2 protein-coding genes are annotated in these 19417 nt (G+C 69.0%); both read left to right on the top strand.

The features are described 5' to 3' along the window. Positions 1-4: 4 nt before the first annotated feature. Positions 5-4810: a type I polyketide synthase gene (locus ACWF99_RS12575; protein ID WP_452536591.1), complete on the top strand. Its 4806-nt coding sequence runs from the start codon at positions 5-7 to the stop codon at positions 4808-4810. Positions 4811-4827: 17 nt separating this feature from the next. Next, positions 4828-19398 (top strand): type I polyketide synthase, encoded by a 14571-nt coding sequence (locus ACWF99_RS12570; RefSeq protein WP_452535990.1) that lies wholly within the window; start codon positions 4828-4830, stop codon positions 19396-19398. Positions 19399-19417: the final 19 nt, after the last annotated feature.

The following is a 19417-nucleotide window of genomic DNA, read 5'->3' as shown; positions in this document are numbered from 1 at the left end:
TGGTATGGACGGCGACGACAAGCTGCGCACCTACCTTCGGCGCGCCACCACCGAAATGCTGCAGGCCAAGCAGCAGCTCGCCGAGTTCGAGGCGGCGACACGGGAGCCCATCGCGATCGTCGCGATGAGTTGCCGGTATCCGGGGGCCGTCGAATCTCCCAGCGATCTCTGGGATCTGGTTGACGAAGGCCGTGACGCTGTCACAGGATTTCCAGCGGATCGTGGCTGGTCGGCTTTCCCCGGCTCGCGTGATGGTGCGGGCGGTTTCATCGACGGTGCGGGCGACTTCGATCCGGAACTGTTCGGTATCTCGCCGCGCGAGGCCTTGGCGATGGATCCCCAGCAGCGACTACTGCTCGAGCTGTCGTGGGAAGTGTTCGAGCGGGCGGGAATCGATCCACTGTCGTTGCGTGGCAGCCGGACCGGTGTCTTCGCCGGGGTGATGTACCACGACTACGCGGCCGGTGCGGCCACCGTTCCGGAAGAGGCCGCCGCCTTTCTGGCAACCGGTACCTCCGGCAGTGTGGCGTCGGGCCGAGTGGCCTATACCTTCGGGCTGGAGGGCCCTGCGGTCACCATCGACACCGCCTGCTCGTCCTCGCTGGTGAGCCTGCATCTCGCGGCGAATGCGCTGCGCAATCGGGAATGCGGGCTTGCCCTGGCAGCCGGGGTGACTGTGCTCGCCACCCCGAGCGTGTTCACCGAGTTCTCGCGGCAGGACGGCATCTCCCGCGACGCGCGGTGCAGGCCGTTCGCCGCGGGCGCGAACGGCACGGTGTTCGGTGAGGGAGCCGGAATGCTGTTGCTGGAACGGCTCTCGGACGCGCTGCGCAATGAGCACCCGGTATTGGCAGTGGTGCGTGGCAGCGCGGTCAATCAGGACGGTGCGTCGAATGGATTGACCGCCCCCAACGGGCCTTCCCAACAGCGGGTCATCTGGCAGGCCCTCGACAGTGCGGGGCTGTCCGCCGCCGACGTCGACGCGGTGGAGGCACACGGTACCGGCACCACCCTGGGCGATCCGATCGAGGCCCAGGCGTTGTTGGCGACCTACGGCCAGGACCGGGCGCATCCGCTCCAGCTGGGTTCGATCAAGTCCAATATCGGTCACACCCAGGCGGCCGCGGGTGTCGCCGGCGTGATCAAGATGGTCGAGGCGATCCGGCGCGGGGTGCTGCCGAGGACGTTGCACGTGGATTCGCCTACCCCGCAGGTGGATTGGTCCAGCGGTGGGGTGGAGCTGCTCACGGAGTCGCGTGCGTGGCCCGAGCTGGGTAGACCACGGCGGGCCGGGGTGTCGTCTTTCGGCGTTTCGGGCACGAACGCACACGTGATTCTGGAACAGGCCCAAACTCCCGCACCGCCTGCTGTCGATCGCCCCGATGCCGTGGTGGTACCGGTTCTGGTGTCCGCGCGGTCGAGGACCGTGCTGGCGGCGCAGGCCGCACGGTTGTCGGCGTTCCTCGACGGGTCGCAAAGCCGGACGGCGGATGTGGCGCATTCGCTGGCTGTGACACGCGCGAATCTGCCACATCGTGCGGTGGTGATCGGACGAGAGGTTGCCGAGCTGCGTTCGGGTCTGGCGTCGGTCACCGACCACGCCGGTGCGCCGAATGTCGTCACGGGTGTGTCTCGTCCAGGCCGGGTGGTATTCGTTTTCCCTGGGCAGGGCGCCCAGTGGGTCGGTATGGGGCGGGAACTACTCGGCTTCTCGGAGGTTTTCGCGGCGCGGATGGCCGAGTGCGCCGCGGTCATGGATGCGATGACCGGATGGTCCCTGCTCGAGGTGATCACGGCCGGCGACGAGGCATCGCTCGACCTCGTGGATGTCGTTCAGCCCGTGTCGTTCGCGGTGATGGTGTCGCTCGCGGCGGTGTGGGAGTCCTTCGGTGTGGTCCCCGAAGCGGTGGTGGGACACTCGCAGGGCGAGATCGCCGCGGCATACGTGTCCGGAGCCCTGTCGCTCGACGATGCCGTGCGAGTGGTCGTCGGCCGCAGCAGGCTGATCGCGGAGCGTCTGGCAGGCCGGGGCGGGATGGTGTCGGTGGCTCTGCCCGCCGGGCGGGTGTCGGAACTGATCGACCGGTTCGACGGACGAGTGTCGGTGGCGGCGATCAATGGTCCAGAGCTGACCGTGGTTTCGGGAGAGAACACCGCTTTGGACGCACTGCTCGCCGAGTGCGCCGGCGCCGAGATACGCGCACGCAGGATCGAGGTGGACTATGCCTCGCACTCGGTGCAGGTGGACGCCATCTCCGCGGACCTGGCGCAGGTACTGGCAGAGATCACGCCGCGGGCTGGACGGATCCCGGTCTTCTCGACGGTCCGTGGCGAGTTGCTGGATGGAGCGGAGTTCGACGCGGCCTACTGGTTTGAGAATCTGCGGCGGCCGGTGGAATTCGCGGCGGCGATCGAGTCGCTGCTGCACGAGGGATACCGGTTCTTCATCGAGACCAGTGCGCACCCCGTCCTGACCTTCGGTGTCGAGCAGGTCGCCGAGGCCGCGGGCGCCGAGGTGGTCGCCGCCGGAACGCTGCGCCGTGCGGACGGGGGACCGATGCGGCTTGTCACCTCGCTGGCACAGGTCCATGTTCACGGGGGACCGGTGCGCTGGGATCCGCTGTTCCCGAGCAGCCGGATCGTCGAGTTGCCCACCTACGCGTTCGAACGCCGGCGGTTCTGGCTCGCGCCACAGGCGCCGGAAACCGCTCTACTGCAAGAAGATCCGGCATCAACTGCGTTCTGGCAGCACGTCGAAGCGCGCGATCTGGATGCCCTCGCCGGACTGCTGGACATCACCCCGGCCCAGGCCGGAATACCCGAATTCGTCACCGCGCTGTCGCAGTGGCGCCGCCGCACCCGGAGCGAGTGCGTCGTGGACACGTGGAGATACCGGGAGTCCTGGTCGCCGATCCAGCCGTCCGCGGCGCATTCGGGAACGGCGACGTGGCTGGTGCTTTCGAGGGCCGGGGCGGATAACAAGTCCTTCGACCCGGTGCTGAGCGCGCTGGAAGCGAGCGGGGCGCGACTGTTGACGATCGAGTTGCCCGGCGGTGTGATCGATCGACCCGCGCTGGCCGAGCGCTTCCGCGCGCTCGAGCGTGTCGAGGGCGTACTGGCCTTGGTCCCCGAAGAAGGGGGAGGCGCAGAGCTTTCCGGGCCACTTGTCTTTGCGTTGACAGTCGCACAGGCCTGGTTCGACGCGAATGTCGCAGGCCGCCTGTGGTTGTCGACCCGGGCGGCGGTCTCCACCGCCGAAACGGATGCGCCGGTCTCGCCGGAACAGGCACAGGTCTGGGGGCTCGGCCGGGTGCTCGCACTCGAGCAACCTCGGGCCTTCGGCGGCCTCCTCGACTGCGCCGCGGGTCTGGGTGACCACGTTGCGCAGGTCGCCGCCGCGCTGCTGCGCTCGCCCAGCGAGGACCAACTCGCTGTGCGCGCCGACGGCGTCGAAGGACGACGCCTGATCCGGGCACCGCTGGCCGATACGCCGCGGGTGCGCGAATGGCGCCCGCGCGACACGGTATTGATCACGGGCGGTACCGGAGAAGTAGGCGCACATGTCGCGCGGTGGGCCGCGGAGGCGGGTGCCGCCCATCTGGTTCTCACCAGCCGGCGCGGGTCGCGAGCACCGGGTGCCGAGGCGCTCACCGCGCAGCTGCGGGCACTGGGCGCCGAGGTGACGATCGCCGCGTGCGACGTGGCCGACCGTGCACAGCTCGCCGCCGTCCTGGCGGCGATTCCGGCCACCACTCCGCTCTCGGCGGTGATCCATGCGGCGGGGGTCAACCACCGCGGCTCCGCGTCGGAGCTGACCGCCGCCGAACTGGCCGCCGTGCAGGCGGCCAAGGTCCTCGGCGCCGTGCATTTGGACGAGCTGACCACGGATCTGGACGCTTTCGTACTCTTCTCCTCCGGCGCCGCTTCCTGGGGCAGCACCGAGAACGCGGCGTACGCGGCGGCAAATGCGTACCTGGACGGACTGGCCCTGCGCCGTCGCGCCCACGGCCGACCGGCCACCTCCCTCGCGTGGGGCAGCTGGACCGGCGGGATGATCGTCGGGGCGGGAGATCTGCTGGCGCGTCAGGGAATTCGGGCCATGGCGGCGGATCAGGCCCTTGTCGCGATGGTGGCCGCCGTCGAACGGGACGAGGTCTGCTCGACGGTCGCGGACCTGGATTGGCGGCTTTTCGCGCCGGTGTTCACTTCGGTGCGGCCCAGTCCCTTGCTGGCCGCGATCCCCGAGGCGGCGCACGCGCTCGACGGAGGGGCCGACGTGGACGACGCCGATTCGGTGCGCGCGGCCCTGTCGGCCGAACTCGCCAAACACGCACCGCTGGAACGGGAACGCCGGTTGCTCGACCTGGTGCGAATCGAGGCCGCCGCGGTGCTCGGGCACAACGATCCGGCCGCGGTCGACCCCGACAGCAAGCTGCTCGACCTCGGACTGGTCTCGCTGACCGCGGTCGAACTCCGGAATCGGCTCGGTGCGGCGACCGGCGCGGCATTGCCCACCACGATCGTCTTCGACCACCCGACCGCGCTCGCCTTGGCGCGTTATCTGGCATCGGAGCTGGTGATCGAGCAGACGATCGAGCGACCGGCAGACCCGGAGGAAGCCGCTGTCCGGGAAGTGCTGCGCGAAATTCCGCTCGCCAGGTTGCGGCAGGCGGGACTGCTCGACCTGCTGCTCGACCTCGGCACGGGCGAGACCGACCGGCCCGAATTCGACGACGACAGCGAAGCCATCTTGGCCATGGACACCGACGAGCTTGTGCGCATGGCCTTCGAGCGCAGCGAACACGAGTGATGGGAAATAGAAGAAACGTGGATAAGTCAGTGCGCGATGTCGCCGAGGCCCTGCGCCGGTCCCTGCTCGAGAATGATCGACTGCGCAAGCAGAACGAACGAATCGCGGGTGCGGCCGCCGAGCCCATTGCGATCGTTTCCATGAGCTGCCGTTACCCCGGCGGCGCCGGATCACCGGACGATCTGTGGCGGCTGGTCGCCGACGGAACCGACGCGATCGGCGACTTCCCGGCGAACCGCGGATGGGACCTGAGCCGCCTGTTCGATGACGATCCAGAGGCTCGCGGGCACAGTTACTCCAGAGCGGGTGGCTTCCTCGACGAGCCGGGGGTCTTCGACGCGCGTCTCTTCGGGATCTCGCCGCGCGAAGCGCTCGCCATGGACCCGCAGCAGCGATTGCTGCTGCACGCGAGCTGGGAGGTGTTCGAGCGCGCCGGTATCGCGCCGCTGTCGCTGGAAGGACGCAACGTCGGCGTGTTCGTCGGCGGCGGGTCCGGTGAGCATCCATCCGTACTCGCCGCCTCGGGCGACACCCTCGAAGGCGAGGTGCTCACCAGCAGCGCGAGCAGCGTGCTGTCGGGGCGGATCTCCTATACCTTCGGGCTCAGCGGGCCCGCGGTCACCGTGGACACGGCTTGCTCCTCGTCGTTGGTCGCTGTGCACCTTGCCGTGCAGGCATTGCGCAGCGGCGAATGCGAACTCGCGCTCGGTGGCGGCGTGGCCGTCATGCACAGCCCCGCTCCCTTCATCGAGGTATCCCGGCAGCGCGGTCTGGCCGGGGACGGCCGCTGCAAGGCGTTCGCCGCAGGGGCCGACGGCACCGGATTCGCCGAGGGCGTCGGTGTGCTCCTGCTCGAGCGCCTGTCCGACGCGCGACGCAACGGGCATACGGTGCTGGCCGTTGTCCGTGGCTCCGCGGTGAACCAGGACGGTGCGTCCAACGGTTTGTCCGCCCCGAACGGTGCCGCGCAGCGCCGGGTCATCCGGCAGGCGCTGGGCAACGCGCGCCTCACTGCCGCGGATGTCGACGCGGTCGAGGCACACGGCACCGGAACAGTTCTCGGCGATCCGATCGAGGCGCAGGCCATCATCGACGTCTACGGAAAGGGCCGCCGCGCGGGAAGTCCGCTCCTGCTCGGCTCGATCAAATCGAATATCGGCCATGCGCAGGCAGCCGCGGGTGTCGCGGGTGTCATCAAGATGGTGATGTCGATGCGGCACGGTGTGCTGCCGCAGACCTTGCACGCACAGGTGCCGACCCCGCACGTCGACTGGTCCGCGGGAGACGTCGAGCTGTTGTCGCAGGCACGCGCCTGGCCGGATTCGGATCGGCCGCGCCGCGCGGGCGTGTCCTCGTTCGGCGTGAGTGGCACCAACGCCCACCTCATTCTGGAACAGGCACCCGCTTCAGCAGTCTCGGAGCGGGCCGACTGCCCGCCGGTGGTCCTGCCGTACCTGTTGTCGGGCAAGGATTCCGAGGCGGTTCGCCGACAGGCAGAGCAGCTGCACAGGCACCTGGACAGCCACCCGGAGCAGGAACTGCGTGATGTGGCGCTGTCGCTGGCGGCAGCCCGCTCGCCGCTCGACGAGCGGGCGGTAGTCCTCGCGCAGGACCGCACCGAACTGCGGATCGCGCTGGATGCCCTCGCGTCGGAGCAGCAGGCGGACAACACCCTGCGTGACACCGCCCGCCGATCTCGGGACGGTGTGCTGTTCGTTTTCCCCGGCCACGGATGGCAGTGGAACGGCATGGTCGCCGAATTGCTCACCACCGAGCCCGTTTTCGCCGCTCGGCTCACGGAATGCGCCGCGGTGATCGACCCGATGGTCGGGTGGTCGCTGCTGGATCTCCTGCGCGGGGACGCACCGCTGCCCGATGGCACCGAGGTGATGCAGCCGGTGCTGTTCTCGGTGATGGTGTCGCTGGCCGAACTGTGGCGTTCCTACGGCGTCGAACCAGGTGCGGTGGTGGGGCACTCACAGGGTGAGATCGCCGCCGCCTGTGTGGCGGGCGTGCTTTCGCTGGCTGACGCGGCACGGATCGTCGTGCGCCGGTCGCGGTTGTTCGCCGACGAACTCGTCGGAAACGGCACACTCGCCCTGATCGGTTTGCCGGTCGCCGAAGTGCACCAGCTACTGCGCTCCCATCCGGCGCTGACGGTCGCCGCGGTGAACAATCCGGCCACGACGGTCGTCGCCGGGGACGAAGACCGATTGCTCACACTGGTGGCCGCCTGCACGGCCGACGGCGTCCGGGCTCGGATGCTGCCGGGAACGGTCGCGAGTCATTGCGATCGGGTGGAGCCGTTGCGGGACCGATTGCTCGACGATCTCGCCGGAATCGAGCCGCTGCCCGGCACGATTCCCTTCTACTCCGCGGTCACAGCCGAGACCCGCGATGCCGCCGAGCTCGGGCCGGAGTACTGGTACCTCAATGCCCGCGAACCAGTCGAATTCGATCGCACCATCCGCACCGCGATCGACCACGGTTTCCGGACGTTCGTCGAGTTGAGTGCGCATCCCTGGCTCACCGCGGGTATCGAGCAGACCGCCGAGGCCGTCGGCGCCGAGGCCGTGGTGACCGGGACGCTGCGCCGCGACGACGGTGGTGGACGGCGCTTTCACAGGTCGCTGGCCGCGATGCAGGCGACCGGTGTGCCGGTCGACTGGAAACCGCTCTTCGAACGGGTCGGCGCTCGCCTGACCGAACTCCCGACCTACTCGTTCGATGAGACCCGGTACTGGATGGAGATTTCCGCGCGACCGGGCGATCTGGGTGCGATCGGTCTGCTGGCTGTCGATCACCCGCTGCTCGCGGCGGCGGTGTCGCTCGCCAACTCCGAGGCGACCGTGATCACCGGGTTGCTCTCGCAGCGTACGCATCCCTGGCTGGCCGATCACGCTGTCGGGGACACCGTTGTGCTTCCCGGCAGTGCGTTCGCCGAGCTCGCGCTGCGCGCAGGTGCGCTCGACGGCTTCGACCACATCGAGGAAATGACGCTCGAGTCGACGCTGGTCCTGCCCGCCGAGGGCGCGGTGCGGCTGCAGGTCGTCATCGCGCCCGTGGACGAGCACGGCCGCCGCACGCTGTCGATCCATTCACAGATCGTGGGCGACGATGACGTGTCGTGGCGCAACCACGCGAATGCTGTACTCAGCCAAGCGGATTCGGTCGTCGATGACGATTCCGAGCCCTGGCTCCCGGCCAATGCCCAACCGGTAGCCGAGGCCGAACTCGACGGCCTTTACAGCACCCTGTCGGCCCTTGGCATGATCTATGGTCCGGCGTTCCAGGGACTGGCCTCCGCGTGGCGTTCCGGCGACGAGGTCTTCGCCGAGGTGAATCCGGTTGCCTCGCTTCGCGATGTCGACCGGTTCGGTGTACATCCGGCCTTGCTCGACGCCGCGTTGCACGCGGTTGCCTTCGGCTCCTTCACAACGTCCGGGGGCCGACCGCTGCTGCCTTTCGCCTGGCGTGGTGTCACGTTGCATCGCAGCGGGTCGTCGACGCTCCGGGTCAGACTCGGAAAGGCGGCCACTGGGACCGGTGTGTCGGTGCGGATCACCGACGACGAGGGCCGCCCCGTGCTGACCGCGGAGTCGATCGTCCTGCGCGAGATGCCGGCCTCGGCACGTCAGACCGACGATCTGCTGCACGTGCGCTGGCAACCGGTCACGATGGGCGAAGACCCGGTCGGTGACCGAGCCGCGCTCGGCGCGGACCAACGGACCGTCGCCGCAGCAGAACTCGGCGCACTGGCCGATACCTCGACGGTGCCGGAATTCGTGCTCGTACCGGTACAGCCGGCGCGCCAGGATGCCGACGGCGCGCACGCGACGGTGGCGCAGGGCCTCGACCTCGTCCAGACCTGGCTCGCTACACCGGAATTCGACGATTCCCAGTTGGTGTTCGTCACTCGCAACGCCATGACCACCGCCGACGAATCGAGCGCGCGTGACCTCGCGGGCGCGGCGCTGTGGGGACTGATCAGGTCCGCGCAGTCCGAACACCCCGGCAGGTTCGTGCTGGTCGATATCGATGACGATGCGAGGTCGGCGGAGCTGCTCTCGCTCGCGGTGCGAAGCGGTGAGCCGCAGCTGGCTGTTCGAGACGGTGTGGCCGTGGCCCCCCAGCTCACCCGGGAGCTTGGCGCGGACCGGCCGGACGCGGTGCCCTTGGATCCCGACGGGACGGTGTTGATCACCGGTGGCACCGGAACCATCGGCGCCGAACTGGCACGGCATTTCGTCACCGCACACGGCGTCCGGAACCTCGCCCTGGTCGGCAGGCGCGGTATCGAAGCACCGGGCGCTGCTGCGCTGCGCGATGAGCTCGCGGTGCTCGGCGTCGAGGTAGCCGTTATCGCGTGCGATGTGGCCGATCGGGTCGCGCTGAGCGACCTGCTCGACCGGTTGCCCCGGCTGACCGCCGTGGTGCACGCCGCGGTGGTGCTGGACGACGGCGTCGTCACCGCGCAGACGCCGGAGCGGATCGCCTCGGTGTTGCGTCCCAAGATCGATGCGGCGTGGCATCTGCACGAACTGACGCGTGAGCGCGGCCTCGTGGCCTTCCTCCTCTTCTCCTCGGCCGCTGGAACATTGGGGACCCCGGGGCAGTCCGGGTACGCGGCCGCCAACGCCTATCTCGACGCGCTCGCCGAACTTCGGCGGACACAGGGACTTCCGGCCCTCGCCTTGGCCTGGGGACGATGGGCCCGGGCCGACGGGCTCACGGCGGATCTCACCGCGGCCGATGTCGAGCGACTCGACCGGTCGGGAATCGTGGGCATGACCCCCGCGGAGGGCCTCGCGCTGCTCGACGCGGCGCGGGCGGTCGATCGCGCCGCTGTCGTCCCGATGCGAGTGGATCCCGTCGCGCTTCGTGCTCAGCTGGAGGAGGGCACGGCGCATTTCCTGCTGCGCGGCCTGGTCCGATCGGTTGCCCGGGTGCGCAGAGGCGCCCGAGCCGGCAGCCGGTCCCTGCTCCGTAAGCTCGCTGGCCTGTCCCGTCCGGAACAGCAGCAATATCTGCTCGATCTGGTCGTGGGTGAGGTCGGGGCCGTCCTCGGTTACGACGGTGCGCGGCAGGTCGGCCCCACCGCGGCCTTCGCGGATCTGGGTTTCACCTCGCTGACGGCGGTGGAGTTCCGGAATCGGATGGCGACCGCGAGCGGCTTGCGATTGCCTGCCACACTCGCGTTCGACTATCCGAATTCGGCCGATCTCGCCGGGTTCCTCCTGGACACCGTGATGGGCGGGCCCGCCACCGCACAGACACCACAGAACGCGGTGACCGCGTTCGATGAACCCATCGCGATCGTCGCCATGAGCTGCCGCTATCCCGGTGGCATCGACTCGCCGGAGGCGCTGTGGCGGCTCGTGGCCGAAGGCGGCGACGTGATCGCGCCGTTCCCGCTGGACCGCGGCTGGGACATGTCGGATCTCGGCGCCGCGCGATCGCGGGGTGTGGAGCTCACCCGCGAGGGCGGATTCCTCGATGGCGCGGCGGATTTCGATCCCGGCCTGTTCGGAATCTCGCCCAGGGAAGCGATCGCCATGGACCCGCAGCAGCGGGTAGTGCTCGAGCTCGCCTGGGAGGCGTTCGAGCGAGCCGGTATCGCTCCGCTGTCCTTGCGGGGTAGCAGTACCGGCGTCTACGCGGGCGTGATGTATCACGACTATGGTGCCCAGGTTCGGGAACTGCCGGAGGGTGTCGAAGGCTTCCTGGCGACAGGTGTCTCGGGAAGCGTTGTCTCCGGGAGGATTTCGTACACCTTCGGTTTGGAAGGGCCCGCGGTCACGGTCGATACGGCCTGCTCCTCCTCGCTCGTCGCGATGAACTCCGCTGTTCAGGCGTTGCGTACCGGCGAATGCGACATGGCGCTCGCGGGCGGTGTCACCGTCATGGCCACCCCGGGCACATTCATCGAGTTCTCGCGGCAGCGTGGCCTGGCCGCTGATGGCCGCAGCAAGTCGTTCGCGGCGAGCGCGGACGGCACCAGTGTGTCCGAAGGCGCCGGTCTGGTACTGCTCGAGCGGCTGGCGGACGCACGCCGCAACGGGCATCCGGTGCTGGCGCTCGTGCGCGGCACGGCGGTGAATCAGGACGGGGCCTCGAACGGTCTGACCGCGCCCAACGGGCCGTCACAGCAGCGAGTCATCCGGCAGGCGCTGCGCAATGCGGGACTGTCCGTCGCGGATGTCGACGTGGTCGAGGCCCATGGGACGGGTACCACGCTGGGTGATCCCATCGAAGCGCAGGCGGTGATCGCGACCTACGGACAGGACCGTCCCGAGGATCGTCCGGTCTGGTTGGGCTCGCTGAAATCCAATATCGGTCATGCTCAGGCCGCGTCGGGTGTCGCGGGTGTGATCAAGATGGTCGAGGCGATGCGCCATGGTGTGGTGCCCAAAACCCTGCACCTCGACGCACCGACGCCGCACGTCGATTGGGCAGCGGGTGCGGTCCGCCTCGCGACCGAGGCGGTGCCGTGGCCGGAGTCGGGTCGGCGGCGCCGGTCCGGGGTCTCGTCATTCGGGGTCAGCGGTACCAATGCGCATGTCGTCCTGGAGCAGGCTCCGGAACCGGAAACGGAAACGGCTGTGGCGCAACCCGAGTCGCTGTCGGGATTGCCGTTCGTATTGTCCGCGAGAACCACGGGCGCGCTGCGGGAACAGGCCGCGAGGCTGGTCGAGTTCCTGGACGAGCCCACGTCCTTGCGCGATCTGGCGTGGTCGCTCGCGACCACCCGCGCCGCCCTCGACGAGCGCGCGGTGGTGATCGGCCGGGACCGGGCCGAGCTGGCCGCGACGCTGAATTCCGTGGCCGGTGGGGATTCCGCAGCCGAGGTGGTCACCGGTCGGGTGCGGTCCGGCAAGACAGCGTTCGTGTTCCCCGGTCAGGGCGCCCAATGGGCAGGTATGGGGCGCGAGCTGATTCGGACGAGTCCCGTGTTCGCCGCGCGGATCACCGAATGCGCCGCTCTGATGGACCCGCTCACCGGTTGGTCATTGCTCGATGCCCTTGCCGGCGGGCAGGATTCATCATTCGACCGGGTCGATGTCGTGCAGCCGGTGTCGTTCGCGGTCATGGTGTCGCTGGCTGCCGTGTGGGAGTCCTTCGGAGTCGTGCCGGATGTCGTGGTCGGGCATTCACAAGGCGAGATCGCCGCGGCGTGCGTCGTGGGGGCGTTGAGCCTCGCCGACGGTATCCGCGTCGTCGTCAGCCGCAGCCGGATCATCGCCGAAGAGCTGTCCGGGCGCGGTGGCATGGTCTCGATCGGTCTGCCGGTGGCTCGGGTCGAGCAATTGATCGCCCCGTTCGGTGCCGAACTGTCGGTCGCGGCCCTCAATGGTCCAGCGGGCACCGTGATCTCCGGCGGCAATGCCGCGCTCGACGAGGTCATCGCCGAATGCCGTGCCGCCGGGGTTCGGGTTCGCCGGGTCGAGGTCGATTACGCGTCCCATTCGGCACAGGTGGACGTGATCGCCGAGCGATTGAACGACGAGCTGTCCGGCGTGGTTGCCAAGCGAGGGCGGATGCCCGTTCTGTCGACGGTGCGAGGGCGGCTGATCGACGGCTCGGAGCTCGACGTCAGCTACTGGATCGACAATCTCCGGCAGCCGGTGCGATTCTTCCCGGCGATCTCGAAGCTGCTCGCCGAGAACTACCGGTTCTTCATCGAGGTCAGCTCACATCCGGTGCTGGTACCCGCGATCCAGGAGGCGATCGAGGCGGCGGACCAGCCCGCACTGGCGGTCGGTTCGATCCGGCGCGACGACGGCGATCTCGATCGCATGATCCGATCGCTGGCCGAGGTCCAGGTATGCGGCAGGCAGGTGGATTGGAGTCCGCTGCTGACCGGCGCAGTTCGTGTCGCCCTGCCGACCTATCCGTTCGAGCGTCAGCGGTACTGGCTGGAATCATCGCCTGCTCGGCAGAATCCGGGCGCGGGCGACCTCGACGCCGAGTTCTGGGACGCAGTCGAGAGCGAGGATGTGGCGACCCTGGCAGCGGGTCTCGAGATCGATGCCGAGGTGGCCACCGAGGTACTGCCTGGCCTGGTTACCTGGCGCAGGCGCAAGCGGGACGCCTCGGTACTGGATTCCTGGCGTTACCGGGTGGATTGGCATCCGGTCGAGGTGTCGGGCACGGCGCCGGGGCGCTGGCTGGTGGTCGTGCCCGCCGGGACCGCTTCCAACAGCGACGTGGTCGCGGTGGCCGGCACCCTGGCCGACGCGCACGTCTTGGAGGTGGAAACCACCGACCGGCACGCACTGGCCGAAGCATTGGCCGCGTTCGATAGCGTCGAGGGAATCGCGTCCGTGGGCAACTCCACGACAGCGACGCTCGCCCTGATCCAGGCACTGGGTGATGCGGGCGTGGCGGCGCCGCTGTGGCTGGTGACCTGCGGGGCGGTCGCCACGGCGGACCCCGATCCGGTACAGGCCGAACTGTGGGGCCTCGGCCCGGTTGCCGGGCTCGAGCATGCCCAGCGCTGGGGCGGTCTCGTCGACCTGCCCGCGACTCTCGACGACCCGGCACTTGCCCGGCTCCGGGCGGTTCTCACCGGGACACATGGCCAAGATCAGGTCGCGATCCGCGCAAACGGTGTGCTGGCCCGCCGGATCGTGCCCGCACCGACCGGGAAGACCGTCTCCGAGACCCCGGCCTGGCGCACCAGCGGCACGACCTTGATCAGTGGCGGTACCGGAACCCTCGGTGCGCTCACCGCACGGTGGGCCGTCCAGCACGGTGCCGAGCGGGTGGTGCTGGTCAGCCGTCGCGGCACGGCGGCCGACGGAACTTCCGAGCTGGCCGCTGAACTGCGTGCGCTCGGCGCGCAGGTCGCCATCGTGGGCGGCGATATCACCGACCGTGCCGCGGTCGCGGCAGCAGTGGCGCTCGCCGATGACGACGATCTTCCGCTGCGGATGGTCGTGCACACCGCCGCCTCGCTCGAGGTCGCGTCGCTCCCCGGGACGACGGTCGAGGAATTCGACGCGATGATGTGCGCCAAGGTCGACGGCGCGGTCCATCTCGACGAGCTGACCGAGGACATCGAGCTCGACGCGTTCGTGCTCTATTCCTCGGTGGCCGGCGTCTGGGGCAGTGGCGCCCATGGTGCGTACGGTGCCGCCAACGCACACCTCAACGCGCTGGCCGAGCGTCGGCGCGCCCGCGGACGTACCGCGATCAGCATCGCGTGGGGCGTGTGGGGCACACCGAACATGTGGGACAGCCGCAACATCGTGGAGGGGATGGTTGTGGGCGAGCGGCAAACCCGGCACGGTTTGCCCCCGATGGACCCGGACCTCGCGCTCGCGGGAATGCACACCGCACTCGACGACGACGAGACCTTCCTGCTGCTCGCGGACGTCAAGTGGGAGAACTTCGTTCCGCTGTTCACGATGAACCGGCCCAGCCCGTTGCTCGGGGCGCTGCCACAGGTTCGGAGCATTCTCGCCGAGCACGGGTCGGCTGGTTCCGCTGTCGCGGTCGAATCGCAACTGCGAGAGAGACTTTCGAAGGTATCCGGCGCGGAGCGTGAGGCGCTGGCGCTCGAGCAGGTTCGCACCGAGGTGGCGGTAGTCCTCGGTCACGCGAGCGCGAAGGACGTCGCGCCCGACCGCGCCTTCCAGGAGCTCGGTTTCACCTCGCTCACCGCTGTGGAACTGCGGAATCGTCTCGTCGAGGCGACGGGCCTGAAGTTGCCCTCGACCATGGTCTTCGACTATCCGACCGCGAAGGACCTGGCCCGCTACCTGATCGCCGAGGCGTTCGGCATCGAGGCGACAGACGCACCGGCCGCGATCGAGCCGGCGGCGATCGATGACGATCCGATCGTCATCGTGGGCATGGCCTGTCGCTACCCGGGCGGTGTCGGCTCACCCGAGGACCTGTGGCGTATCGCGGCCGACGGCATCGATGCGATTTCCGGATTCCCCACCGACCGTGGCTGGGACGTCGAGAACCTTTACCACCCCGATCCCGCGCATGTGGGCACCTCCTACGTGCGCCACGGTGGCTTTCTCGAGGCGGTGGCCGATTTCGACGCTGGGTTCTTCGGTATCTCGCCGCGCGAGGCCACGGTCATGGATCCGCAGCAGCGCCTGCTGCTCGAAACCGCGTGGGAAGCCTTCGAACACACGGGAATCGACCCGCTCACGATGCGCGGCAGCCGGACCGGTGTCTTCGTCGGAGCCAACCCCGCGCCGCAGGCGGGCGGGGGACAGGTGGGGGCGCTCGACGGGCTGGCCATGACAGGCAGCCTGTCGAGCGTGCTGTCCGGCCGGGTGTCGTACGTGTTCGGTCTCGAGGGGCCCGCGGTCACCGTGGACACCGCATGCTCCTCGTCGCTGGTCGCCATGCACCTCTCGGCGCAGGCCCTGCGCACCGGCGAATGCTCCCTCGCGCTCGCGGGTGGTGTGATGGTGATGTCGTCGCCAGCAGGGTTCATCGGGTTCTCCCAGCAACGCGCTCTCGCGAAAGACGGTCGGTGTAAGGCATTCTCGGCCGCCGCGGACGGTATGGCGTTCGCCGAAGGGGTCGGTTGGGTCGTGCTCGAACGGCTTTCCGACGCGACTCGCAACGGGCATCGCGTGCTGGCGGTACTTCGCGGCTCGGCCGTGAACCAGGACGGCGCCTCGAACGGCATGACGGCGCCGAACGGCCCCGCCCAGCAACGGGTCATCCGCGACGCGCTGCACCGCGCGTCCCTGTCACCCGACGATATCGACGTCGTGGAGGCGCACGGCACCGGCACCGCGCTGGGCGACCCGATCGAGGCGCAGGCGCTGCTGGCCACCTATGGTCGCGGCCGGTCGGCGGACCGGCCGGTGTTGCTGGGATCCATCAAGTCCAATATCGGCCACAGCCAGGCCGCCGCTGGGGTGGCAGGGGTCATCAAAGCGGTCGAGTCGCTGCGACGCGCGGTGGTGCCTGCCACCCTGCACGCTGAGGAGCCGACGCCGGAGGTGGATTGGTCGGCGGGCGCGGTCGAGCTGGTGACCAGGACCAGGCCGTGGCCGGAGACCGGCCGCACCCGGCGAGCGGCGGTGTCGTCGTTCGGAATCAGCGGAACCAACGCGCACGTGATCCTGGAGCAGGCGCCCGAGCAGCCGGTCGCGGCGGTGGTCGCAGACCCGGACCTGACGTCGCTGCTGCCGTTCGTCGTCTCCGGCAGGTCGGCGGCGGCGTTGCGGGCGCAGAGCTCGCGGCTGCGGTCCTATCTGGACGATGCCCCGGAGGCCTCGCGGGCGGATCTGTCCTGGTCGCTGCTCACTACGCGAGCCGCGCTGGATCATCAGGCGGTTGTCGTCGCCCGAAATCGGGCCGAGTTGATCGAGGGACTTTCCACGGTCGCACGCGGCGATTCGTCTGCTCATGCGGTCGTCGGGCGGCGACGACCGGGCAAGCTCGCCTTCGTCTTCTCGGGACAGGGCGCTCAGCGAGCGGGCATGGGCCGCGAGCTGTACGCGGCCTTCCCAGTCTTCGCCGACGCGTTCGACGAGGTCTGCACGGTGGCCGACCCACTGCTGGGCAAGTCGTTGCGCGACATCGTGTTCGAGCCCGAGCAGGCCGGGGAGCTGGATCGGACGGAATTCGCGCAGCCGGGCTTGTTCGCGGTGGAGTACGCGCTGTTCCGGCTGCTCCGGTCGTTCGGTGTCGTCCCTGATCTGATGATCGGTCACTCGGTCGGCGAGATCACCGCGGCCTGTGTCGCGGGTGCGCTGCCGGTGGCGGACGCGGCACGGTTGGTGGTGGCGCGGGGCCGGTTGATGCAGGCATTGCCGGAAGGCGGTGCGATGGTGGCCATCCAAGCGAGCGAAGCCGAAGTGACGCGGGAACTGTCCGATTCGGTGAGTCTTGCCGCGGTGAACAGTCCGGGGGCGGTCGTGGTGTCCGGTGTTCGCGCGGCGGTCGAAGCCGTCGCGCACCGCTTCGCCGCCGACGGGCGCAAGACCACCTGGCTCGCGGTTTCCCACGCGTTCCATTCGCACCTGATGGAGCCGATGCTGGACGAATTCGAGCGCGTGTGTGCCACCGTCGAATTCACCGAGCCCGCGGTGCCGGTGGTATCCAACCGGACCGGCGAGTTGATGACGGCCGAGCAATGGGGGTCGGCGAAGTACTGGGTCGAGCACGCCCGCGAGGCGGTACGGTTCGCGGACGGCATCGCCACCCTGGCCGCGCACGGCGTGAACAGTTTCCTCGAGGTGGGGCCGGACGCGACATTGACCGGCGCTGTGGCCGCCGATCTCGAGTTCGATCCCGATCAGCCCACGGTCATCGTCTCGGTGCTGCGTGCGGCGCGGGACGAACCGCAGACCGTGTTCGCCGCTCTCGCGGAATTGTTCGTGCACGGACACACCGTCGACTGGTCGGCTGGTGTCGAGCCGAGTGCGTGTCACCGAGTCGAGTTGCCGACGTACGCCTTCCAGCACCGGCGCTACTGGCCGGAACTGGTCGCCACGGAGACCGCCCGCGGTGACAGCGCCGACGCCGCGTTCTGGGAGACCGTCGAGAACGGTGACCTCGGATCGCTGGCCACCTCCATGAACGTGGACGCGGCGGTGCTGGGCGAGGTGCTGCCGGGCCTGATGGAATGGCGCAGGAGACGTCTGGACGATTCGGCGGTCGCGGACTGGCGCTACCGGGAGACCTGGGCGCCGGTCACCGTCGGCGAGACAGGTCCTCAGGGCAGCTGGCTGGTACTGCTGCCCGAACACATCGATCAGCAGCTGTCCGAGACGATCATCGGCGCACTCGGCCGTACCGCGGATGTCGACTCGATGGTTGTGCCGGCGGGGATCAGCCGAGCGGCGCTGGCCGAGCTCCTCGGGCAAGCACGCGCTCTCGACGGCGTGCTCTCCTTGCTGGCCTTCGACGAGCGAGCCGACGAAGAGCATCGGGTGCTCGTGAACGGCTTCGTGAGCACGGTGGTCCTCGTGCAGGCCCTGCACGATGGTGCATCGGACGCCCAGGTCTGGTGTGTCACCAGGGACGCGATGTCCGTGGTCGCCGGAGACCTTGTTCTCGGTGTCGCGCAGTCCCCGATCTGGGGCCTCGGCCGGGTTGCCGCGCTCGAGTATCCGCAACGGTGGGGTGGTCTGGTCGACCTTCCCTCGAACCCGGACCCGGCTGCTGTGGCGAATCTGGTCGGCCTGCTGGGGGACAGCTCGAGAGAAGACCAGATCGCGCTGCGCGGCCCGAGGGCCTACGGGCGCCGCCTCACCCGTGCGCCGGATCCCGTCACGACCACCGGCACGCCGTGGAAGCCAGCGGGCACGGTGCTGGTGACCGGCGCGACCGGTGCCCTCGGCAGCAGGGTCGCGCGGTGGGCGGCGGCCAATGGCGCACAGCACCTGCTGCTGATCAGCCGTCGTGGGGCGAATTCCCCCGGTGCGGCCGAACTGGCGGCCGAACTGCGCGACTCGGGTGCGACAGTCACACTGGCCGCCTGCGACGCCGCCGATCGGGACACACTGGCCACGCTGCTCGCTGCGATTCCCCCGGAACACGCACTCACGGCGGTGGTGCATGCCGCGGGCGTGCCGGTCGAGGGCATGCTCGCGGATACGACAATCCCCGAATTCGCAGACGCCGTGTCGGCGAAGGTGGACGGCGCGCTCGCCTTGCACGACCTGACCAGCGGGCTCGAACTGGCGGCCTTCGTCTTGTTCTCCTCCGGCTCGGCATCGTGGGGGAGTGCGAGCAACGCCGCCTACGCCTCGGGTAACGCCTTCCTCGACGGTCTCGGCAGACATCGCAAGGCAGCCGGTCTTGTCGCGACGACGGTCGCGTGGGGAAACTGGGGCGGCGGTGGCATGACAGCCAACGACTCCGCGCAGGAAGCGTTGCTACGCCGCGGCGTTCGTCCGATGAACCCGGAACTGGCATTCGGCGCGCTGCTGCACGCCGTCGAGCACGGCGAGACCCAGCTGACCGTCGCCGACATCGACTGGCAGCGATTCGCGGGGCCGTTCACCTTCACCCGGCCGAGCCCACTGATCAGTGGAATCCCGGAAGCGGCACGGGCCTTGCAGGATCAGGACGGCGATCTGGAATCCGGTGCCGGGTCGGAGTTGCGTCAGCGCCTGGCCGGACTGCCACGCACGGAGCGCCGCCAACTGCTGTCGACCATTGTCAGCGATCAAATCGGCACGGTACTCGGGTATTCCGGCGCGCATTCCGACGATCTGGATCGGCCGTTCACCGACCTCGGGTTCGACTCGGTGACCGCGGTCGAGTTGCGCAACCGGCTGTCCAGCGCTACCGGAACGACCTTGCCGGCGACCCTGGTCTTCGACTACCCGACGCTGACCGCCGTTGCCGACTTCCTCGTGGCCGAGCTCGACGGTGGGTCGGGGGAGCTGTCGATTCTGGACGAATTCGACAGGCTCGGAAGGGAAGTCGCGGTGAACAGCGATGCCGAGACGCGGGCGAAGCTCTCGATGCGGCTGCAGACGCTGCTGGCGAAACTCGGCGAGGCCGAGGGGGACGAGACCGAAGACGTGGCCGGCCTCGACGCCGCTACCGATGACGAGATCTTCGATCTCATCGACAACGACCTGGGCGTGTCGTGAACCGCGGGTTCGCGCAAGA

The sequence above is a fragment of the Nocardia sp. NPDC055002 genome, assembly GCF_053608825.1.
The sequence above is the reverse complement of the archived record's forward strand: the minus strand, read 5'-3'. Positions and strand labels throughout refer to the sequence as shown.

Coding starts and splice junctions, on each gene's coding strand:
- ACWF99_RS12575 (WP_452536591.1), top strand. CDS start 5: ATGGACGGCGACGACAAGCTGCGCACCTACCTTCGGCGCGCCACCACC.